Raw genomic sequence first — 19,424 nt, 5'->3', positions numbered from 1 at the left:
AGGGATGGAGATCGTCCGCGAGGAAACACGGCGCATGCTGCGCGGCATGATACCGCTGGCGGTGATCGTGTTTGGCGTATTCCTGCTGGCGGGGGCGGATCCGGCGCGGAGCGCCGTAAGCCTGCTGTTGGGGACATGCTATTCGCTGCTGCTGTTCCGGATGATCGGGAAAAGCGCGGCCAAGGCAGTACTCTTCCCGCCGGCGCAGGGGACGAGGATCGTCCGGCGCGGATATTTTTTCCGGTATCTGCTGACTGGTGTGATGGTGTTTCTGGCAATCAAGCTGCCGTTTCTCCATCCGCTCGCAGCAGTCGTTCCGCTTTTCTTTCCCAAAATCATTTTACTGTGGTCCATGTATTCCAAAGGAAAGGGGGGTAGACGTTGAATGTTGAAATAAACGGCCCTAAGGTATTGGGCTATCTGTTTGGCAATCCCAATCTGCCGATCACGGAAACTATGCGCAACGCATGGATCGTGATGGCGGTTATTCTGTTTCTTTGTATTTTTCTGACGCACCGGATGCAGAAAATCCCCAAGGGGAAGCAGGCGCTGGCGGAAAAGGCTGTGGTAATGATCGACAACCTGGTCGAAAATACGATGGGGAAAGGTTGCCAGGCATTTTCGCCCTATATTGCAACGCTGCTGATGAGCTCTCTCTTCGGCTCGCTGGCCACGTTGTTCTGGATGCGTCCGGTGACGGCAGACCTGAATACGACGCTTGGCTGGGCGCTGATTACTTTTGCGCTGATCACGTTCAATAAAATCAAGTACAATGGGATCGGCGGTTATCTCAAGGGCTTCCTGGAGCCGGTATTCGTCATGGCGCCGCTCAATGTGCTCAGCGAGATCGCGACACCTGTTTCGATGTCGTTCCGTCATTTCGGCAATATGGCGGGCGGCCTAGTCATCTCGACACTCATCATGGGCGCGCTTCAGGTGCTGTCCAAAGCGGTATTGGGCTTCCTGCCGGTGCCGCTGCTGCAGATCGGCCTGCCGGGCGTCCTGTCGCTGTACTTCGACTGCTTTACGGCATGCATGCAGGCGTTCATTTTCAGCATGCTGACGATGGCTTACGTCGGCGACGCGCGCGGCAGCAGTTGATCCGTCAAAAAAATTTCACCATATCCATTTGAAGTTTCAACAACATTATTTCAGGAGGAAAAAACTATGGGTATCGATTCTAACGCATTTGTAGCAGGTATGTCCGCCCTCGGCGCCGGTATGGCGATGATCGCGGGCCTTGGCCCTGGCATCGGCGAAGGGTACACCGCGGGCCAGGCGTGTGCGGCGATCGGCCGCCAGCCGGAGGCGCAGGGCGATATTACCCGTACCATGATTCTTGGTATCGCCATGGCGGAGTCTACCGGTATTTACGCGCTGGTTATCGCGCTGATCCTGCTGTTTGCCAACCCGTTTGTCGGCAATTTCTGAACCGGACGCAGGCGAACGGATAAACGGAGCGAATCTCCGTTTGGGAAGGAGGTAAAACAGTGGATATATTCCAGTCCTTTGTCTATATCAACTGGTGGAATATCCTCGTTACGATGTGCAATACGCTCATCACCTTTTTGATCATCAAGAAATTCCTGTTTGGGCCGGTGCGCAGGATGCTGGCGGCCCGCGAGCAGGAGGTTCAGGCCATGTACGCCACCGCGGAAAAGGCGCAGACCGAAGCGGAAAGCATGCGCAGCGAGTATACGGAACGCTTGTCCAAGGCCAAGGAGGAGGCGGCCGAGATCGTCGGCTCCGCCACCCGTCGGGCGACGGTCCGCAGCGAAGAGATCCTCAAGGAATCCTCGCAGCAGGCGGCTGCCATGCTGAAGAAAGCGGAAAGCACGATTGAGCAGGAGCGCAAAAAGGCGATGAATGAGCTTAAGGATGAGGTCGCGGGCCTTTCGGTCATGATTGCCTCCAAGGTGGTCGAGCGTGACATCAAGGAAGAGGACCATGAGCGCTTCATCGAAGAGTTTATCGACAAGGTAGGGTGAGCAAGTGGCTGATATTGTAAGCGAACGCTACGCACTGAGCCTGTATGAAGTGGCGGCGGATGAGAAAAAGGAAAAAGCCTATCTCGACGAGCTGACCGCGGTCTGCGAGGTGTTTGGGCGCGAGCCTGACTTTCTGAAAATGCTCACCACGCCCTCCATCGCATTGGAGGAAAAGCAGAACGTCCTGCGGAAGGCCTTCGAGGGACGGATCGAACCATTCCTGCTCAATTTCCTGATGCTGATTACGGAAAAAGGCCGCGTCGGCCTAGTTCAGGATATGCGTCAGGCCTATAAAGAGCACTATTATTTTGAAAACGGCATCGTGGAGGTGCGCGCGGTCACGGCAAAGCCCATGAGCGCCGCGCTGACCGAAAAGCTGAAAGAAAAGATGAGCGCCGTGACCGGCAAGCAGGTGGTGCTGGAAACGTCGGTCGATCCGCAGATCATCGGCGGCATCGTTGTCAAGCTGGGCAACGAGCAGTTCGACACCAGCCTGCGCACTCGCCTGAGCGAGCTTGCCGCGCGGCTGACCAACACTATCGCGTAAGGAAGTAGGTGACTTTATGGAATTACGCCCCGAAGAGATAAGCAATATTATTAAAGAGCAGATCACGCACTATCAGAGCCAGATCAAACTGACCGATGTCGGTACGGTTGTCACGGTCGGCGACGGCATCGCGCACGTACACGGTCTGGAAAACTGCATGTCCGGCGAACTGCTCGAATTTCCGGGCGGCGTATACGGCATGGCGCAGAACCTGGAGGAGGATCTCGTCGGCGCCGTTATCCTGGGTTCGGACCAGAATATCCGTGAGGGCGACACGGTCAAGCGCACCAAGCGCATCGTCGAGGTACCGGTGGGCGAGGCCATGCTCGGCCGCGTTGTCGACGCACTGGGCAAACCGATCGACGGCAAGGGTCCGATCCATACCACGGAGGCGCGTCCCATTGAAAGCCCGGCGCCGGGCATCATTGAACGCGCGCCCGTTAATGTGCCGCTGCAGACCGGCATCAAGGCAATCGACTCCATGATCCCGATCGGACGGGGCCAGCGTGAGCTGATCATCGGCGACCGGCAGACCGGCAAGACTGCGATCTGCCTGGATACCATCATCAACCAGAAGGGGACGGGCGTTATCTGTATCTATGTGGCGATCGGCCAGAAGCGCTCGACCGTCGCGCAGGTGGCGGAGACGCTGGCGCAGAACGGTGCGATGGATTATACCTGCATCGTAGCGGCGACCGCGTCCGAGTCCGCGCCGCTGCAGTATATCGCGCCGTATGCGGGCTGCTCGATTGGTGAATTCTTTATGCATAAGGGCAAGGATGTGCTGGTTATTTATGATGACCTGTCCAAGCACGCAGTAGCGTACCGCGCCCTTTCCCTGCTGCTCCACCGTCCGCCAGGACGCGAGGCGTACCCGGGCGATGTATTCTACCTGCATTCCCGCCTGCTCGAGCGCGCGGCGAATATCCAGGATGGCGGCTCGCTGACCGCGCTGCCCATCATCGAGACGCAGGCCGGCGACGTTTCGGCGTATATCCCGACCAACGTGATTTCGATTACGGACGGCCAGATCTTCCTGGAAACCGAGCTGTTCAACTCGGGCATCCGGCCGGCGGTCAACCCCGGCATTTCGGTATCCCGTGTTGGCGGCAACGCGCAGATCAAGGCGATGAAAAAGGTCGCGGGTACGCTCAAACTGGCCTATTCGCAGTATCGCGAGTTGCAGGCGTTCTCGCAGTTCGGCTCAGATCTGGACGCGGATACCAAAAAGCGTCTGAATCAGGGCGAACGCATCGTCGAGGTGCTCAAGCAGCCGCAGAACAGCCCGATTCCGGTCGAGAAGCAGGTTATCATCATTTACGCCGTCATTTCGGGCGCGCTGCTCGATATTCCGGCGGACCAGATCGGCGAGTTTGAGAAAGAGTTGTTCGCGTTTGTGGACGGCGTGTATGGAGACATTCCGGAAACCATCCGCGCGACCCGCCAGATGGACGACGATATCAAGGAAAAGCTGACCAAAGCGATCGAGGAATTCAAAGCAAAGTTCCTTTCCGAGCACTGACGCGGAAAGGGGGACTGAGCAATGGCTTCCGGAAACATGAAAGATATCAAGCGCCGCATTAAGTCCGTGCAATCCACCATGCAGATCACCAAGGCGATGGAGCTGGTGGCATCGTCCAAAATGCGGCGTGCCAAGGAGCGCGCGCTGGCCGCGCGGCCGTATTTCAATACAATGTACCGTACCGTTGCCCGCCTGGCTGCCGCCACGCGGAGCAGCGAATCGGTCTATACGCGCCGCCGAGAGGTCAGGAACAGCCTGTTCATCGTCATCGCGGGCGACCGCGGGCTGGCGGGCGGCTACAACGCCAATGTATTCAAGCTGGCGGCGGCCGAAATGGAGGGCAAAAACGCGCAGGTCATCACGATCGGCAAAAAGGCGCAGGAGCATTACGCCAAGCGCCCCTGGCCGGTGGCCGCAGATTATCCGGCCATCGCCGAGGGGATGAAGATTGGTGATACCCATCCGATCGTGGACGGGTTGCTCCGCCTGTTCCGAGAGGGAAAGGCGGACGAGATATTCCTGTGCTACACGGAGTTTGTCTCGCCGTTGCAGCAGGAGGCGAAGTGCCTGCAGCTGCTTCCGGCGCGCTTTGAAGACGCGGCGCAGGAAGCGCCCGCGGGCCCGCGCGTGCTGACCGAATACGACCCCTCGCCAGAGGCGGTGTTCGATGCGGTCATACCGGAATACCTGTACGGCGTGCTGTACGGCGCGGTGGTGGAGAGCTACTGCTCCGAGCAGTCCGCGCGCCGCATGGCAATGGAGGCTGCCTCCGACAATGCCAGCGAGATGATCGAAAACCTCAACCTGTCCTACAACCGCGCCCGTCAGGCGGCCATCACGCAGGAGATCACCGAGATCGTCGCGGGTTCGGGCGAGGTCGGCGCATAGGATGATAAGAATTAGGAGTTTTGCCAATGAGTGAGCAGAATATTGGCACCGTCGTCCAGATTATCGGGCCGGTGCTTGACATCAAATTTGCTGCCGACGCACTGCCGAAGCTGCTGAACGCCATCACGATTGACAACAACGGCCGGACCGTTACGGTCGAGGTCGCGCAGCATATCGGCCAGGATACCGTGCGCTGCATCGCGATGGAGTCCACCGACGGCCTGGTGCGCGGCATGAAAGCGGTCGATACCGGCGGGCCGATCACGGTGCCGGTGGGCGATAAGAACCTCGGCCGCATCTTCAACCTGCTCGGCCAGCCGGTGGATAACAAGCCGCCGGTCGAGGGGGAGGAGCGCTGGCCGATCCACCGCCCCGCGCCCTCCTATGAGGAGCAGGAGTCCACGACCGAGATCCTCGAAACCGGCATCAAGGTCATCGACCTGATCGCGCCATACGCCAAGGGCGGCAAGATCGGCCTGTTCGGCGGCGCGGGCGTCGGCAAGACGGTTATTATCATGGAACTGATCAACAACATCGCCAAGCAGCACGGCGGTATTTCAGTATTCACCGGTGTGGGCGAGCGCACCCGCGAGGGCAACGACCTGTATAACGAAATGCAGGAGTCGGGCGTTATCAACAAGACCGCGCTCGTCTACGGCCAGATGAATGAGCCGCCCGGCGCGCGTATGCGCGTGGCGCTGAGCGGCCTGACCATGGCGGAGTATTTCCGCGATGTGGAAGGGCAGGACGTGCTGCTGTTCATCGATAATATTTTCCGCTTCACGCAGGCCGGTTCGGAGGTTTCCGCGCTGCTCGGCCGCATGCCGTCGGCGGTAGGCTACCAGCCAACGCTCGCAACCGAAATGGGTGCGCTGCAGGAGCGTATCACCTCCACCAAGAAGGGCTCGATCACGTCCGTGCAGGCGGTTTACGTTCCGGCGGACGACCTGACCGACCCCGCGCCGGCGACCACGTTCTCCCATCTGGACGCCAAGGTCGTGCTGTCGCGTGATATCGCCTCCATGGGTATTTATCCGGCGGTGGACCCGCTGGATTCCTCCTCGCGCATCCTGACCGCGGACGTTGTCGGCGTGGAGCATTACGAGGTCGCCCGCGCGGTGCAGTCAATCCTGCAGAAATACAAGGATTTGCAGGATATTATTGCCATCCTCGGCATGGATGAGCTTTCCGACGAGGATAAGCTGACCGTTGCCCGCGCCCGCAAGATACAGAACTTCCTGTCGCAGCCATTCCACGTTGCGGAGCAGTTCACGGGCTTCCAGGGCAAGTATGTGCCGATTGCGGAAACCATCCGCGGCTTCAAGGAGATTCTCGCGGGCCAGCATGACGGCCTGCCCGAGTCCGCGTTCCTGTTCGCCGGCACGATTGACGAGGTAGTGGAGAAGGCGAAGAAGGGGGCATAACATGGCTACCTTTCACTTGAAAGTACTGACCGTGGATCGCTGCTTTTACGACGATGCGGTCGACCGGATTGTTGTCCGCACAACGCAGGGCGACGTTGGCATCCTGCCGAACCATGTGCCGTATACGGCGGCGCTCGGCATCGGCGGCCTGACCATCCTCAAGGATGGGGAGAAGCGCGTGGCGGCGGTTGCCGGCGGCTTTGTGGACGTTTCCAGGGAGGAAACCGTCGTGCTGGCGCGCACCTGCGAGTGGGCGGATGAAATCGACGTTCACCGTGCCGAGGAGGCCGCGGAACGCGCCCGCCAGACCCTGCAGCAGAAAGAAAGCGACCATGAGCATGACATCGCGCAGATCAAATTGAAAAAAGCGGTCAACCGTATCCGTATCGCGGGGGATAAATGACTGCAATAAAAAAACGTCCGGCCTAAGGCCGGACGTTTTTTATATGGGTATGGACCTGCGGGGAGGGGATTACGGCTCGTCCTCGAGGCAGGTTTCGATCATGGAGATGACGACGTTGTTCCAGCTTGTGTCGTTCTCCTTTGCGATCGCGTCAATTTTGGAAACAAGCGACTGCTTGATGTAAATTGTTTTATAGACGCTCTCTTCTTTTTCGAGAGGACGCCGAATGTTCCATTTCATACTGCTCACCTGATTATAGTTTACAGGAAATGCAGAAAATAGGATACCTTAGAAAAATACCATGTAAGGATACCATAGATTTTTCTGGTAAGGCATACATCCTTGATGGGCATTAAAATTAAAGGGGAGATGATGTGTATGGACACGATTGTATGCGAAAATAAGTGGTGCATTCATTATCAAAAGAGCCGCTGCACTTTCGATGAAATCGAAATCAACAGCTATGGGATGTGCGCGGACTGCGTTATGCGCGATCCGGATGAAACCGAGCTGAAGCGCTTCCCCAGGCGCATGCTCGACACGGATTTTCCGGAAACCTTTCCGGAAGAATAAGCAGAACGCCGTGCGGCCGGTTGAACCGCACGGTGTTTTTTGCTATACTGAAACCAGATACCGAAAGAAATGGGGAAAGAAAATTGAAACGGATACGGGGGCAAATGTCCGAATCGCTCCTGCTGGGCGCGCTGCTGGCCGTGGCGGGCGGCTTTTTCGACGCTTATACCTACCTGTGCCGCGGCGGTGTGTTCGCCAATGCGCAGACCGGCAACATCGTGCTGTTCGGGCTGGAGCTGGCGCAGAGGGAATGGATACGCGCGCTGGGCTATCTGGTGCCGATTGTGGCGTTCGCGGTCGGCGTTGTGGTGGCCGAGGTGGTCAAGCACCGGTACAAGGTGCAGCAAAATCGGGATATCAATATCCACTGGCGGCAGATCATCGTCCTTGCGGAAACCGTGCTGGTCGCCTGCATGGCCTTTTTGCCGCAGGAGCGGAACACGGTTGTCAACAGCGTGATCTCATTCGTCTGCGCGCTGCAGGTGGAAGCGTTCCGCAAGGTGCAGGGCAGCGCGATCGCCACAACCATGTGTACCGGCAACCTGCGCTCCGGTACCGAGCAGCTTGTCATCTGGCGGCAGACCGGCGACCGTGGCGCCGCAAAAAAGATGCGCAATTACTATGCGATCATCCTGTTTTTCATCCTGGGCGCGGTGCTGGGCAGCTTTGCGACCGGCTGGCTGGGGGAGCGGGCGCTGCTGCTGACCTGTGCGCCGCTGCTGGCGGTGTTCGGTATTATGTTCATCGCGGAGGAGCGGGAGGGGCGCGAAACGCGCGGTTCTCTGGAAAATTAGCACAAAAGCAAAAGGGAATGGAAAAATCCATCCCCTTTTTATACAAAAATATCCTTGACTTATTATGCAAAATCATGGTATAATAAAACGCTTAACAAAATCGGGAAATTATCCCGACTCCTAAATACATGTTAGCACGGTCTTGGTCAAAATGCAAGACCCAAAATGATATTTTTGCCACGCCGCCGGGCGTATCAACACCAACACAGCCGAAAGAAACGGAGTGATCAAAGCACATGAAGGTGAAAGACGTACAGCACGGCAAAACCACGCGAAAGAGCTTTGCACGCATCAACGAGATATTGGAGATGCCCAATCTGATCGAGGTGCAAAAAAAGTCCTACCAGTGGTTCCTTGACGAAGGACTGCGCGAGGTTTTCGCCGATACCGCGTCCATCACGGACTACACCGGCAATCTGGAGCTTTCGTTCCTCGATTACTCGATGGACGAGGCGCCGAAGTACAGCGTAGAGGAATGCAAGGCGCGCGACGCCACATATGCTTCGCCGCTCAAGGTCCGCATGCGCCTGCGCAACAAGGAAACCGGCGAGATCAAGGAGCAGGAGATCTTCATGGGTGATTTCCCGAAGATGACCGATTCCGCAACCTTTATCATCAACGGCGCGGAGCGCGCGATTGTCTCCCAGCTCGTCCGTTCGCCCGGCGTCTACTATGGCAGGGAGTATGACAAGACCGATAAGCTGCTGCTGTCCGCAACCGTTATCCCATACCGCGGCGCGTGGCTCGAATATGAGACCGATGCGAACGACGTGTTCTACGTCCGCATCGACAAGAACCGCAAAATCCCGATCACCAGCTTTATCCGCGCCATCGGCGTCAAGACCGACGCGGAGATCAAGGAACTGTTCGGCGAGGACCCGCTGATCGTCGCCACGCTCGACAAGGACCCCGCCCATACCTCGGACGAGGCGCTGATTGAGATTTACAAGAAAATGCGCCCGGGCGAGCCGCCCACGGTCGAGTCCGCGACCAGCCTGATGGACGCGATGTTCTTCGACGTGCGCCGCTATGATATTTCCGCGGTCGGCCGCTATAAATACAACAAGAAGCTGGACATCGCTCGCCGTATCACCGGCCATAAGCTGCTCGAGCCGGTGGTCGACCCCATGACCGGCGAGGTGCTGGCCGAGGGGGAGGAAATCCTCACCCGCGACAAGGCGCGCCTGCTGTCCCGTCGGGGCGTCAACCATGCTGTGATTGAATCGAGCGAGGGAACTGCCGTCAAGGTGTTCGGCAACGGCATGGTCGATATCGGCGACTTCCAGGAGTACACCGGCTTTACCGCTGAGGAGCTGGACGTAAAGGAAAAGGTGCGCTTTTCCGTACTCAAAGAGATCATCGATTCGGGCGCTTCGGGAGACGAGCTGAAAAAGACCGTGCAGACCCGCATTCACGACCTGATTCCCAAGACTATCATCGTGGACGACATGCTCGCCTCGATCTGCTACCTGCTCAACCTGGGTCATGGCATCGGCACGACCGACGACATCGACCACCTGGGCAACCGCCGCCTGCGCTGCGTGGGCGAGCTGCTCCAGAACCAGTTCCGTATCGGTTTCAGCCGCATGGAGCGCGTTATCCGCGAGCGCATGACCATTCAGGATTTGGACATCGTCACCCCGCAGTCGCTGATCAACATCCGCCCGGTGACCGCGGCCATCAAGGAATTCTTTGGCTCTTCGCCGCTCTCTCAGTTCATGGACCAGAACAACCCGCTGGCAGAGCTGACGCACAAGCGCCGTATGTCCGCGCTTGGCCCCGGCGGCCTGTCGCGCGACCGCGCATCCTTTGAGGTGCGCGACGTACACTATTCGCACTACGGCCGCCTGTGTCCGATCGAGACGCCGGAAGGTCCGAACATCGGCCTGATCTCGTATCTGGCGACCTATGCGCGCATCAACGATTTTGGCTTCATCGAAGCGCCGTACCGCATCATCGATAAGGAAGACGGCCGCGTGACCGACCAGGTGCAGTATATGACCGCGGACGTGGAGGACGAGTATATTGTCTGTCAGGCCACCGAGCCGATCGATGAAAACGGCTACCTGCTGAACGACCGCGTCACCTGCCGCATGCGCGACGAGTTCGTCGAGGTAGACCGCAAGGACGTTGATCTGATGGACGTTTCGCCCCGCATGATGGTTTCGGTTGCGACCGCTTTTATCCCGTTCCTCGAGCATGACGACGCAAACCGCGCGCTCATGGGCGCGAACATGCAGCGTCAGGCTGTGCCGCTCTTAAAGACCGAAGCGCCGGTCGTGGCCACCGGCATGGAATACAAGGCGGCGGTCGACTCGGGCACCATCCCGCTGGCCGAGAGCGACGGCGTCGTCACCCGCGTGACCGCGCGCGAGGTCGTCGTGCAGTATGACAACGGCGAGGAAAAGACCTATCATCTGACCAAGTTCCTGCGCTCCAACCAATCCACCTGCATCAACATGCGCCCGATCGTCGATCTGGGCGAGCGCGTCAAGGCGGGCGACGTGCTGGCGGACGGCCCATCGACCGACAGGGGCGAGATCGCGCTTGGCAAGAACGCGCTGATCGGCTTTATGACCTGGGAGGGCTACAACTACGAGGACGCCGTCCTGCTCAACGAGCGGTTGGTGCGCGACGACGTGTATACCTCGATCCACATTGAAGAATATGAATCCGAATCCCGCGACACCAAGCTCGGGCCGGAGGAGATCACTCGCGACATCCCGAACGTCGGCGAGGACGCGCTGCGCAACCTCGACGAGCGCGGCATCATCCGCGTGGGCGCGGAGGTGCAGGCGGGCGACATCCTGGTCGGCAAGGTAACCCCCAAGGGCGAGACCGAGCTGACCGCCGAGGAACGCCTGCTGCGCGCGATCTTCGGTGAGAAGGCGCGCGAGGTGCGCGACACCTCGCTGCGCGCGCCGCACGGCGAATCCGGTATCGTGGTGGACGTCAAGGTGTTCACCCGCGAGAACGGCGACGAGCTTTCGCCGGGCGTGAACATGGTTGTGCGCGTGTATATCGCGCAGAAGCGCAAAATTTCGGTCGGCGATAAGATGGCGGGCCGCCACGGCAACAAGGGCGTTGTATCCCGTATTCTGCCGCAGGAGGATATGCCTTTCCTGGAGGACGGCCGTCCGCTTGATATCGTGCTTAACCCGCTGGGCGTTCCGTCCCGTATGAACATCGGGCAGGTGCTCGAGGTACACCTCGGCTTCGCGGCGAAAAAGCTCGGCTGGAAGGTTGAAACCCCTGTGTTCGACGGTGCGACCCTGGACGACATCAAGGAGACCTTGGTTGCCGCCGGCGTGGGCGAGGACGGCAAGAGCGTTGTTTACGACGGACGCACGGGCGAGCAGTTTGACAACCGCGTTACCGTCGGTTATATGTACTACCTCAAGCTGCATCATCTGGTAGACGATAAGATTCACGCCCGTTCGACCGGCCCGTACTCGCTGGTCACCCAGCAGCCGCTGGGCGGCAAGGCGCAGTTCGGCGGCCAGCGCTTCGGCGAAATGGAAGTCTGGGCGCTTGAAGCCTATGGCGCCGCCTATACCCTGCAGGAGATCCTGACTGTCAAGTCGGACGATATCACCGGCCGTGTCAAGACCTATGAAGCGATCGTCAAGGGCCATAACGTGCCGCAGCCGGGCGTGCCGGAATCCTTCAAGGTTCTGGTCAAGGAGCTGCAGAGCCTGTGCCTGGACATTCAGGTGCTCGACGAGAACATGGAGGTTATCGAGCTGGCGGACGACGAGGACGACGATGCAGATTTCATCCGCCCGATGGAGCAGGCTGTTTCGGGCGTGGATGATGAATTCACCGCGGCTGGCTTCGGCATCAACGACGCCGAGGAGGGCGACACCGATCTCTTTGCACTGGACAGCGCCGACGAGGACGGCGACGATGCCGAAGGTGATTTTGACGACGGCCTGGGCGAATAAGCCAGCGGCCGGCCGGAATCATCTGTGAATTGGGAAGGAGCATCTGAAAATATATGGGATATCATACGTTTAACGCCATCAAGATCGGCCTGGCCTCGCCCGACCTGATCCGCGAGTGGTCGTATGGTGAAGTCAAAAAACCCGAAACCATTAACTACCGCACGCTCAAGCCGGAAAAGGACGGCCTGTTCTGCGAGCGCATCTTTGGCCCCACGAAGGATTGGGAGTGCCACTGCGGCAAATATAAGAAAGTCCGCTTCAAGGGAAAGATCTGCGACAAATGCGGCGTCGAGGTCACGCGCGCCAAGGTCCGCCGCGAGCGCATGGGCCATATTGAGCTGGCCGCGCCCGTCTCGCACATCTGGTACTTCAAGGGCATCCCGTCCCGCATGGGTCTGATCCTGGATATCAGCCCGCGCGTGCTGGAAAAGGTCCTGTACTTTGCCAACTATATTGTGATCGATCCGGGCGATACCCCGCTGATGAAAAAGCAGATCCTAAACGAGGCGGAGTACCGCGACATGCGCGAAAAGTATGAGGACGATTTCCGCGCCGGCATGGGCGCGGAGGCGATCAAGGAACTGCTGCAGGAGCTGGATCTCGACCAGCTCTCCAAGGAGCTGACCGCGGAACTGCGCGAATCCTCCGGACAGAAACGCCTGCGCATCATCAAGCGTCTGGAGGTCGTAGAGTCGTTCCGGCTGTCTCACAACCGTCCGGAATGGATGATCATGGACGTGGTTCCGGTCATCCCGCCGGAGATCCGCCCCATGGTGCAGCTCGACGGCGGCCGCTTCGCGACCTCGGACCTCAACGACCTGTACCGCCGCGTCATCAACCGCAACAACCGCTTAAAGCGCCTGCTGGAGCTGGGCGCGCCCGATATCATCGTGCGCAATGAGAAGCGCATGCTTCAGGAGGCGGTGGATGCGCTGATCGACAATGGCCGCCGCGGCCGGCCGGTCACTGGCCCGAACAACCGTGCGCTCAAGAGCCTGTCCGACATGCTCAAGGGCAAGCAGGGCCGCTTCCGCCAGAACCTGCTCGGCAAGCGCGTCGACTACTCCGGCCGTTCGGTTATCGTTGTCGGTCCGGATCTGAAGATTTACCAGTGCGGCCTGCCCAAAGAGATGGCGCTTGAGCTGTTCAAGCCGTTTGTAATGAAAAAGCTGGTGGAGGACGGAACGGCGTCCAATATCAAATCCGCCAAGAAGATGGTCGAGCGCGCCAAGCCCGAGGTTTGGGATGTGCTCGCCGGTATCATCAAGGGTCACCCGGTCATGCTCAACCGCGCGCCGACGCTGCACCGCTTGGGCATCCAGGCGTTCGAGCCGGTGCTGGTCGAGGGCCGCGCCATCCGTCTGCATCCGCTCGTCTGTACGGCGTTCAACGCGGACTTTGATGGCGACCAGATGGCGGTGCATGTGCCGCTGTCCGCAGAAGCGCAGGCCGAGGCGCGCCTTCTTATGTTGTCCGCCAACAACCTTCTCAAGCCGCAGGACGGCAAGCCGGTCACCGTACCGTCGCAGGATATGGTGCTGGGCTCCTATTACCTGACCATCGACCGCGATACCGAGCCGGGTACCGGCAAGGTGTTCCGCGACGCCGATGAAGCGCTGATGGCTTATGCGGAGGGCGTTGTCGGCATCCACGCGCCGATCAAGGTGCGCGTGACCAAGGAGATCAACGGCAAGATGGAGAGCCGCATTGTGGACGCGACGCCGGGCCGCCTGATCTTCAACGAGCGCATTCCGCAGGACCTCGGCTTTGTCGACCGCTCGGATCCGGACAAGAAATTCGATCTGGAGATCATGTTCACCTGCGGCAAAAAAGAGCTGGGCAAGATCATTGACAAGTGCATCCATGTGCATGGCTTCAATGTAACGGCCGAGGTTCTCGACTCAATCAAGGCGATGGGCTACAAATATTCGACCAAGGGCGCGCTGACCGTTGCGGTGGCCGATATGCTGGTGCCGGACGACAAGGCGACCCTGATCCATGAATCCGAGCAGCAGGTCGCCAAGATCGATAAAAAATACAAGCGCGGTTTTATCACGGACGACGAGCGCTACCGCCTGACGGTCGCCGAGTGGGAATCCACGACCAAAAAGGTTACCGCCAAGCTGCAGGAAAACATGCGCGAGCAGCGCTTCAACCCGATCCACATGATGGCCGATTCTGGCGCGCGTGGTTCGATCAACCAGATCCGCCAGCTCGCCGGTATGCGCGGCCTGATGGCGTCCACCTCGGGTAAGACGATTGAGATTCCGATCAAGTCCAACTTCCGCGAGGGTCTCTCGGTTTTGGAATACTTCATTTCTGCGCGCGGCGCGCGTAAAGGTCTGGCAGATACCGCGCTGCGTACTGCGGACTCCGGTTACCTGACCCGCCGCCTGGTAGACGTTTCCCAGGACGTGATCATCCGTGAGGAGGACTGCGGCGCGGCCAAGGGCATCTGGGTAGAGGATATTAAGGAAGGCAATCAGGTCATCGAGCCGCTGCGCGAGCGTCTGCTCGGCCGGTATCCGGTCGACGATATCTGCGATCCGGCAACAGGCGCGTTGATCGTACCCAAGAGCAAGATGATGAACGATGCGGACGCGGACGCGATCATCGCGGCCGGTATCACCCGCGTACAGATCCGCTCGGTCCTCGAATGCCGCGCGCGCAAGGGTGTCTGCTCGCACTGCTATGGCATGAATCTGGCGATGGGTACGCCGGTCGGCAAGGGCGAGGCGGTCGGCATCATCGCCGCGCAGTCCATCGGCGAGCCGGGTACCCAGCTCACCATGCGTACGTTCCACACCGGCGGCGTTGCCGGCTCGGATATCACGCAGGGTCTTCCGCGTGTTGAAGAGCTGTTCGAGGCACGCAAGCCCAAGAAGGCCGCAACCCTTGCGGAGATCAGCGGCGTCATCACCATTGAGGAGTCCAAGCGCACCACGGTCAAGACAGTCAACATCGTCAATTCGGAAACAGGCGATATGCGTTCTTACCAGCTCGCGTCGTCTTCCGGCATCCGTGTGACCGATGGGCAGGAGGTCGAGCAGGGCTTCCAGCTCAACGAAGGTTCGCTCAACCCGCATGATATCCTGCGCATCCTCGATCCGCGTGCAGTGCATGACTATGAGATCAAGGAAGTGCAGAAGGTTTACCGCCAGCAGGGCGTTGATATCAACGACAAGCATATCGAAGTCATCGTGCGTCAGATGATGCGCAAGGTGCGCGTCGAGGACGCGGGCGACGCAGAGGTGCTGCCCGGCTCGGTAATGGATCTGCTTGAGTTTGAGGACTATAACCAGAAGGTGCAGGACCGTATCGACGCGGGCGAGGAGGGTCTCCGCCTGGCGGTGGCCGAGCCGACGCTCATGGGTATTACCAAGGCGTCGCTGGCGACCGACTCCTGGATGTCCGCCGCGTCGTTCCAGGAAACAACCCGCGTGCTGACCGACGCCGCGATCAAGGGTAAGGTAGACCCGCTGATGGGCCTGAAAGAAAACGTCATCATCGGCAAGCTGATTCCGGCAGGCTCCGGCATGACCGAATACTGCGACGGACATTACGAGCAGACGGTCGATCTCGGCTGAATCGGAAAAGTATAAATTCTGCAAAACAGGGGAATGCTGAAAGGCGTTCCCTTGTTTTTACGGTCAGTGGCGCATTTTTTCGCTATAAACGATGTAGCAAACGCATATTATGGCAGAAATGGTGAAAAATCTCTGTAAAAATGCTTGACTTCATGCCGGAAAGCAATTATACTAATGAAGTATGCCGTATAGGAGGGTTAGTATGCTTTCAGAACTTCGCACGGCGCACAAGGTCATCGGTGTGAAGCAGTCGAAAAAGGCGATTCGGGACGGCGCGGCGGCTGAGGTCTATGTTGCGCTGGACGCGGAAAAACGCGTGGTAGGTCCCATTTACGAGCTTTGCAGCGAGACGGATACCAGGATCACGGAAATCACCACCATGGCGGAGCTGGGGGACGCGGCGGGCATCGATGTCGGTGCTGCGGTCGTCACAGTCCTGCGATGATGCTGTTTGATGGAATACGCGCGGCGCGCGTTTTTCATAAATACTTTTGAAAGAAGGAGGAAATAAAATGCCAACTTTTAACCAACTCGTCCGTAAGGGGCGCGAGGCAGTCGTTTACAAATCTACGGCGCCGGCTCTTCAGGTAGGCTATAACTCTCAGAAGAAGAAAGCCACCGACCAGTCTGCTCCGCAGAAGCGTGGCGTCTGCACGACGGTTAAAACCATGACGCCGAAGAAGCCGAACTCCGCGCTTCGTAAGGTTGCTCGTGTCAAGCTGACCAACCAGATGGAAGTTTCCGCTTACATCCCGGGCGAAGGTCACAACCTGCAGGAGCACTCTGTCGTTATGGTTCGCGGCGGCCGTGTAAAGGACCTTCCCGGCGTCCGCTACCACATCATCCGCGGCACGCTGGATACCCAGGGCGTAGCAAACCGCCGTCAGGCTCGTTCCAAGTACGGCGCTAAGCGTCCGAAGGCAGGCAAGTAAGCTGCCGACCCACACGTTTTGCGAGAAAAGTTAAAGTTTTTTCAGCAAAGCACTCTCATGCTTTGTCTGAGGCGTTTTATATCCGATTGCATATACGGGTGTATTACCTCGGACAGGCATTACAACGGCTTGCCCTATGTGCTGAGCCGGAGTACCTATGAAATCAAATATTTTTGAAGGAGGGAAGCAAAGTGCCAAGAAGAGGTAATGTCCCGAAGAGAGACGTTCTACCCGATCCGCTTTACAACTCTAAGCTTGTCACCAAGCTGGTCAACTCGATCATGCTGGACGGCAAGAAAGGCGTTTCGCAGAAGGTCGTTTATGGTGCTTTTGATATCGTCCGTGAGAAAACCGGACGTGAACCGCTGGAGGTCTTTACGGAAGCGATGGAGAACATCATGCCGTCGCTCGAAGTTAAGGCCCGTCGTGTAGGCGGCGCCACCTATCAGGTGCCGATGGAAGTCCGTCCGGAGCGTCGTCAGACCCTGGGCCTGCGCTGGATTACCAAGTATGCCCGCGCCCGCAGCGAGAAGACTATGCGCGAGCGCCTGGCCGGCGAGATCATGGACGCGTGCAACAATCTGGGCGGCGCTGTGAAGAAGCGTGAGGATACGCACAAGATGGCGGAAGCGAACAAGGCATTCGCGCACTACCGCTATTAATCTGCGATCCGTTTTACGCTTTGAAAGGAGAGCAATATGCCTAGAGAATATTCCCTGGAAAGAACCAGAAATATCGGCATCATGGCGCACATCGACGCCGGTAAAACCACTACCACCGAGCGTATTCTGTACTACACCGGTGTAAACCACAAGATCGGCGATACCCACGACGGTACCGCTACGATGGACTGGATGGAACAGGAGCAGGAGCGCGGCATCACCATCACCTCTGCCGCAACCACCTGCCACTGGTCGGGCTCCCAGCATCAGTTTCCGGAGCACCGTATCAACATCATCGACACCCCGGGCCACGTTGACTTCACCATCGAGGTGCAGCGCTCTCTGCGCGTACTGGACGGTTCGGTCACTGTTTTCTGCGCCAAGGGCGGCGTTGAGCCTCAGTCCGAAACGGTTTGGCATCAGGCTGATGATTATAAGGTGCCGCGTATGGCGTTCGTCAACAAGATGGACATCATGGGCGCCGACTTCTTCAATGTTGTCAGCATGATGAAGGACCGACTCAAGTGCAACGCAGTGCCGATCCAGCTTCCGATCGGCGTAGAGGAGACGTTCCGCGGCATCATCGACCTGGTGACCATGCGTGCGGAGGTTTACTATGACGATCTTGGCAAGGATGTCCGCGACGAGGAAATTCCGGCCGATATGATGGATCAGGCGCAGGAGTATCACGACGCGCTGTGGGAAGCCGCTGCCGAGCTTGACGAGGATCTCATGATGAAGTACCTCGAGGGCGAGGAGATCTCCGCTGCGGAGGTCAAGGCTGCAATCCGCAAGGGTACCATTGGCAATCAGATCATTCCCGTTCTGTGCGGCACCGCATACCGCAACAAAGGCGTCCAGATGCTGCTTGACGCGGTTATCGACTATATGCCGGCGCCGACCGACATCGAGGATATCAAGGGCGTCAACCCCAAGACTGGCGAGGATGATTCCCGTCCGTCCTCCGATGAGGCGCCGTTCTCTGCGCTGGCGTTCAAAATTGCGACCGACCCGTTCGTCGGCCGACTGACGTTCTTCCGCGTTTACTCGGGTACGATCACTGCGGGTTCCTCGGTCCTCAATGCGACCAAGGACCAGCGCGAGCGCTTGGGCCGCATCCTGCAGATGCACGCAAACCACCGTCAGGATATCGATGTGGTTTATTCAGGCGATATCGCCGCGGGCATCGGCTTTAAGAATACCACCACGGGTGACACGCTCTGCGACGAGAAGCACCCGATCATTCTGGAGTCCATGAACTTCCCAGAGCCGGTTATCCGCGTTGCGATCGAGCCTAAGACCAAGGCCGGTCAGGAGAAGATGGGTATTGCGCTGGCAAAGCTGGCGGAAGAGGATCCGACTTTCAAGACCTATACCGACGAGGAAACTGGTCAGACCATCATCGCCGGCATGGGCGAGCTGCACCTCGAGATCATCGTCGACCGCCTGCTGCGCGAGTTCAAGGTAGAGGCGAATGTCGGCGAGCCGCAGGTTGCTTACAAGGAAACCATCCGCCGCTCTGCGGACGTAGATCAGAAGTATGCGCGTCAGTCTGGCGGTAAGGGCCAGTACGGCCATGTCAAGATCATTGTTGAACCGAACGAGTCCGGTAAGGGCTACGAGTTCATCAACAAGATCGTCGGCGGTGCGATTCCAAAGGAATATATCGAGCCTGTCAACCAGGGTATCCAGGGTGCGATGCAGGCCGGTATCTTGGCGGGTTATCCGGTAGTCGACGTCAAGGTTACCCTGTATGACGGATCCTACCACGAGGTTGACTCCTCTGAAATGGCGTTCAAGATTGCCGGCTCCATGGCGTTCAAGGAAGCGATGAAGAAGGCGGATCCGGTTCTGATGGAGCCTATCATGCAGGTTGACGTTATGGTGCCGGAGGATTATATGGGCGATGTCATCGGCGGCCTGAATGCCCGCCGCGGCCAGATTCAGGGTATGGAGCCGCGCGGCGGTGTGCAGGCGATTTCCGCTGCCGTTCCGCTGAGCGAGATGTTCGGCTATGCGACCGCGCTGCGTTCGAGCACGCAGGGTCGTGGCCAATACACCATGCAGCCCAGCCATTACACGGAAGTACCCAAGAGCATCCAGGAAAAGATTATGGACACCCGTAACAAAGACAACTAAAAACTATTGCATTTTTCTGTG

At 58.3% G+C, this 19,424-nt stretch carries 18 protein-coding genes; 17 read left to right on the top strand and 1 reads right to left on the bottom strand.

Annotated elements, in window-relative coordinates:
- The first annotated feature begins 4 nt into the window (after positions 1–4).
- From RX717_RS09345 to atpC, 9 genes are all read left to right on the top strand, one after another.
- Positions 5–385, top strand: a complete 381-nt coding sequence (locus RX717_RS09345) for an ATP synthase subunit I (protein WP_242977984.1) — start codon at positions 5–7, stop codon at positions 383–385.
- Positions 382–1,101 carry a F0F1 ATP synthase subunit A gene (locus RX717_RS09340; RefSeq protein ID WP_242977956.1) on the top strand — a complete coding sequence of 240 codons (720 nt, stop codon included), beginning with the start codon at positions 382–384 and terminating at the stop codon, positions 1,099–1,101. Before RX717_RS09345 ends, RX717_RS09340 begins: the two co-directional genes overlap by 4 nt.
- A 66-nt stretch (positions 1,102–1,167) precedes the next feature.
- Entirely contained in the window at positions 1,168–1,431 is a 264-nt protein-coding gene (gene atpE, locus RX717_RS09335; protein WP_054327692.1) for an ATP synthase F0 subunit C, read from the top strand.
- Positions 1,432–1,490: 59 nt separating this feature from the next.
- Complete coding sequence (gene atpF / locus RX717_RS09330) at positions 1,491–1,988, top strand: F0F1 ATP synthase subunit B (RefSeq protein ID WP_082397241.1); 498 nt, start codon at positions 1,491–1,493, stop codon at positions 1,986–1,988.
- Between the two features lie 4 nt (positions 1,989–1,992).
- Positions 1,993–2,535, top strand: a complete 543-nt coding sequence (atpH, locus tag RX717_RS09325) for an ATP synthase F1 subunit delta (RefSeq protein WP_054327691.1) — start codon at positions 1,993–1,995, stop codon at positions 2,533–2,535.
- Between the two features lie 16 nt (positions 2,536–2,551).
- Positions 2,552–4,057 (top strand): F0F1 ATP synthase subunit alpha, encoded by a 1,506-nt coding sequence (gene atpA / locus RX717_RS09320; RefSeq protein ID WP_107632052.1) that lies wholly within the window; start codon positions 2,552–2,554, stop codon positions 4,055–4,057.
- A 21-nt stretch (positions 4,058–4,078) separates the two neighbouring features.
- Positions 4,079–4,945 (top strand): ATP synthase F1 subunit gamma, encoded by an 867-nt coding sequence (gene atpG, locus RX717_RS09315; protein WP_054327690.1) that lies wholly within the window; start codon positions 4,079–4,081, stop codon positions 4,943–4,945.
- A 26-nt stretch (positions 4,946–4,971) separates the two neighbouring features.
- Entirely contained in the window at positions 4,972–6,369 is a 1,398-nt protein-coding gene (gene atpD, locus RX717_RS09310; protein WP_107632054.1) for a F0F1 ATP synthase subunit beta, read from the top strand.
- Position 6,370: 1 nt separating this feature from the next.
- Positions 6,371–6,772 carry an ATP synthase F1 subunit epsilon gene (gene atpC, locus RX717_RS09305; RefSeq protein WP_054327688.1) on the top strand — a complete coding sequence of 134 codons (402 nt, stop codon included), beginning with the start codon at positions 6,371–6,373 and terminating at the stop codon, positions 6,770–6,772.
- A 69-nt stretch (positions 6,773–6,841) separates the two neighbouring features.
- On the opposite strand, the gene RX717_RS09300 is transcribed toward atpC, so the two are convergent.
- On the bottom strand, positions 6,842–7,012 hold the full coding sequence (locus RX717_RS09300; RefSeq protein WP_153802391.1) for a hypothetical protein: 171 nt from the start codon (positions 7,010–7,012) through the stop codon (positions 6,842–6,844).
- Between the two features lie 138 nt (positions 7,013–7,150).
- Between RX717_RS09300 and RX717_RS09295 the strand changes: the two genes are divergently transcribed.
- The 8 genes from RX717_RS09295 to fusA all read left to right on the top strand — a co-directional run bounded on the left by RX717_RS09295 (position 7,151) and on the right by fusA (position 19,403).
- Complete coding sequence (locus RX717_RS09295) at positions 7,151–7,345, top strand: hypothetical protein (protein WP_054327687.1); 195 nt, start codon at positions 7,151–7,153, stop codon at positions 7,343–7,345.
- 104 nt (positions 7,346–7,449) lie between these two features.
- Entirely contained in the window at positions 7,450–8,139 is a 690-nt protein-coding gene (locus RX717_RS09290) for a YoaK family protein (protein ID WP_082397240.1), read from the top strand.
- 236 nt (positions 8,140–8,375) lie between these two features.
- Positions 8,376–12,083 carry a DNA-directed RNA polymerase subunit beta gene (rpoB, locus tag RX717_RS09285; protein WP_107632055.1) on the top strand — a complete coding sequence of 1,236 codons (3,708 nt, stop codon included), beginning with the start codon at positions 8,376–8,378 and terminating at the stop codon, positions 12,081–12,083.
- 53 nt (positions 12,084–12,136) lie between these two features.
- The gene (gene rpoC, locus RX717_RS09280) at positions 12,137–15,670 is read left to right on the top strand and encodes a DNA-directed RNA polymerase subunit beta' (RefSeq protein WP_054327686.1); all 3,534 of its coding nucleotides are present in this window, start codon (positions 12,137–12,139) and stop codon (positions 15,668–15,670) included.
- Positions 15,671–15,872: 202 nt separating this feature from the next.
- On the top strand, positions 15,873–16,115 hold the full coding sequence (locus tag RX717_RS09275; protein ID WP_054327685.1) for a ribosomal L7Ae/L30e/S12e/Gadd45 family protein: 243 nt from the start codon (positions 15,873–15,875) through the stop codon (positions 16,113–16,115).
- 67 nt (positions 16,116–16,182) lie between these two features.
- The gene (gene rpsL / locus RX717_RS09270) at positions 16,183–16,602 is read left to right on the top strand and encodes a 30S ribosomal protein S12 (protein WP_054327684.1); all 420 of its coding nucleotides are present in this window, start codon (positions 16,183–16,185) and stop codon (positions 16,600–16,602) included.
- 191 nt (positions 16,603–16,793) lie between these two features.
- A complete protein-coding gene (gene rpsG, locus RX717_RS09265; RefSeq protein ID WP_054327683.1) occupies positions 16,794–17,264 on the top strand; it encodes a 30S ribosomal protein S7 in 471 nt (156 codons plus the stop codon).
- Positions 17,265–17,300: 36 nt separating this feature from the next.
- A complete protein-coding gene (fusA, locus tag RX717_RS09260; RefSeq protein ID WP_054327682.1) occupies positions 17,301–19,403 on the top strand; it encodes an elongation factor G in 2,103 nt (700 codons plus the stop codon).
- Positions 19,404–19,424 lie beyond the last annotated feature (21 nt).

The organism is Intestinibacillus sp. NTUH-41-i26, assembly GCF_032769475.1.
GTDB classification, from domain to species: Bacteria; Bacillota; Clostridia; order Oscillospirales; family Butyricicoccaceae; genus Agathobaculum; species Agathobaculum ammoniilyticum.
This window is presented reverse-complemented; position numbering and strand designations above follow the sequence as displayed.

Coding starts and splice junctions, on each gene's coding strand:
- RX717_RS09345 (WP_242977984.1), top strand. CDS start 5: ATGGAGATCGTCCGCGAGGAAACACGGCGCATGCTGCGCGGCATGATA.
- atpE (WP_054327692.1), top strand. CDS start 1,168: ATGGGTATCGATTCTAACGCATTTGTAGCAGGTATGTCCGCCCTCGGC.
- atpA (WP_107632052.1), top strand. CDS start 2,552: ATGGAATTACGCCCCGAAGAGATAAGCAATATTATTAAAGAGCAGATC.
- atpG (WP_054327690.1), top strand. CDS start 4,079: ATGGCTTCCGGAAACATGAAAGATATCAAGCGCCGCATTAAGTCCGTG.
- atpD (WP_107632054.1), top strand. CDS start 4,972: ATGAGTGAGCAGAATATTGGCACCGTCGTCCAGATTATCGGGCCGGTG.
- atpC (WP_054327688.1), top strand. CDS start 6,371: ATGGCTACCTTTCACTTGAAAGTACTGACCGTGGATCGCTGCTTTTAC.
- RX717_RS09300 (WP_153802391.1), bottom strand. CDS start 7,012: ATGAAATGGAACATTCGGCGTCCTCTCGAAAAAGAAGAGAGCGTCTAT.
- RX717_RS09295 (WP_054327687.1), top strand. CDS start 7,151: ATGGACACGATTGTATGCGAAAATAAGTGGTGCATTCATTATCAAAAG.
- RX717_RS09290 (WP_082397240.1), top strand. CDS start 7,450: ATGTCCGAATCGCTCCTGCTGGGCGCGCTGCTGGCCGTGGCGGGCGGC.
- rpoB (WP_107632055.1), top strand. CDS start 8,376: ATGAAGGTGAAAGACGTACAGCACGGCAAAACCACGCGAAAGAGCTTT.
- rpoC (WP_054327686.1), top strand. CDS start 12,137: ATGGGATATCATACGTTTAACGCCATCAAGATCGGCCTGGCCTCGCCC.
- RX717_RS09275 (WP_054327685.1), top strand. CDS start 15,873: ATGCTTTCAGAACTTCGCACGGCGCACAAGGTCATCGGTGTGAAGCAG.
- rpsL (WP_054327684.1), top strand. CDS start 16,183: ATGCCAACTTTTAACCAACTCGTCCGTAAGGGGCGCGAGGCAGTCGTT.
- fusA (WP_054327682.1), top strand. CDS start 17,301: ATGCCTAGAGAATATTCCCTGGAAAGAACCAGAAATATCGGCATCATG.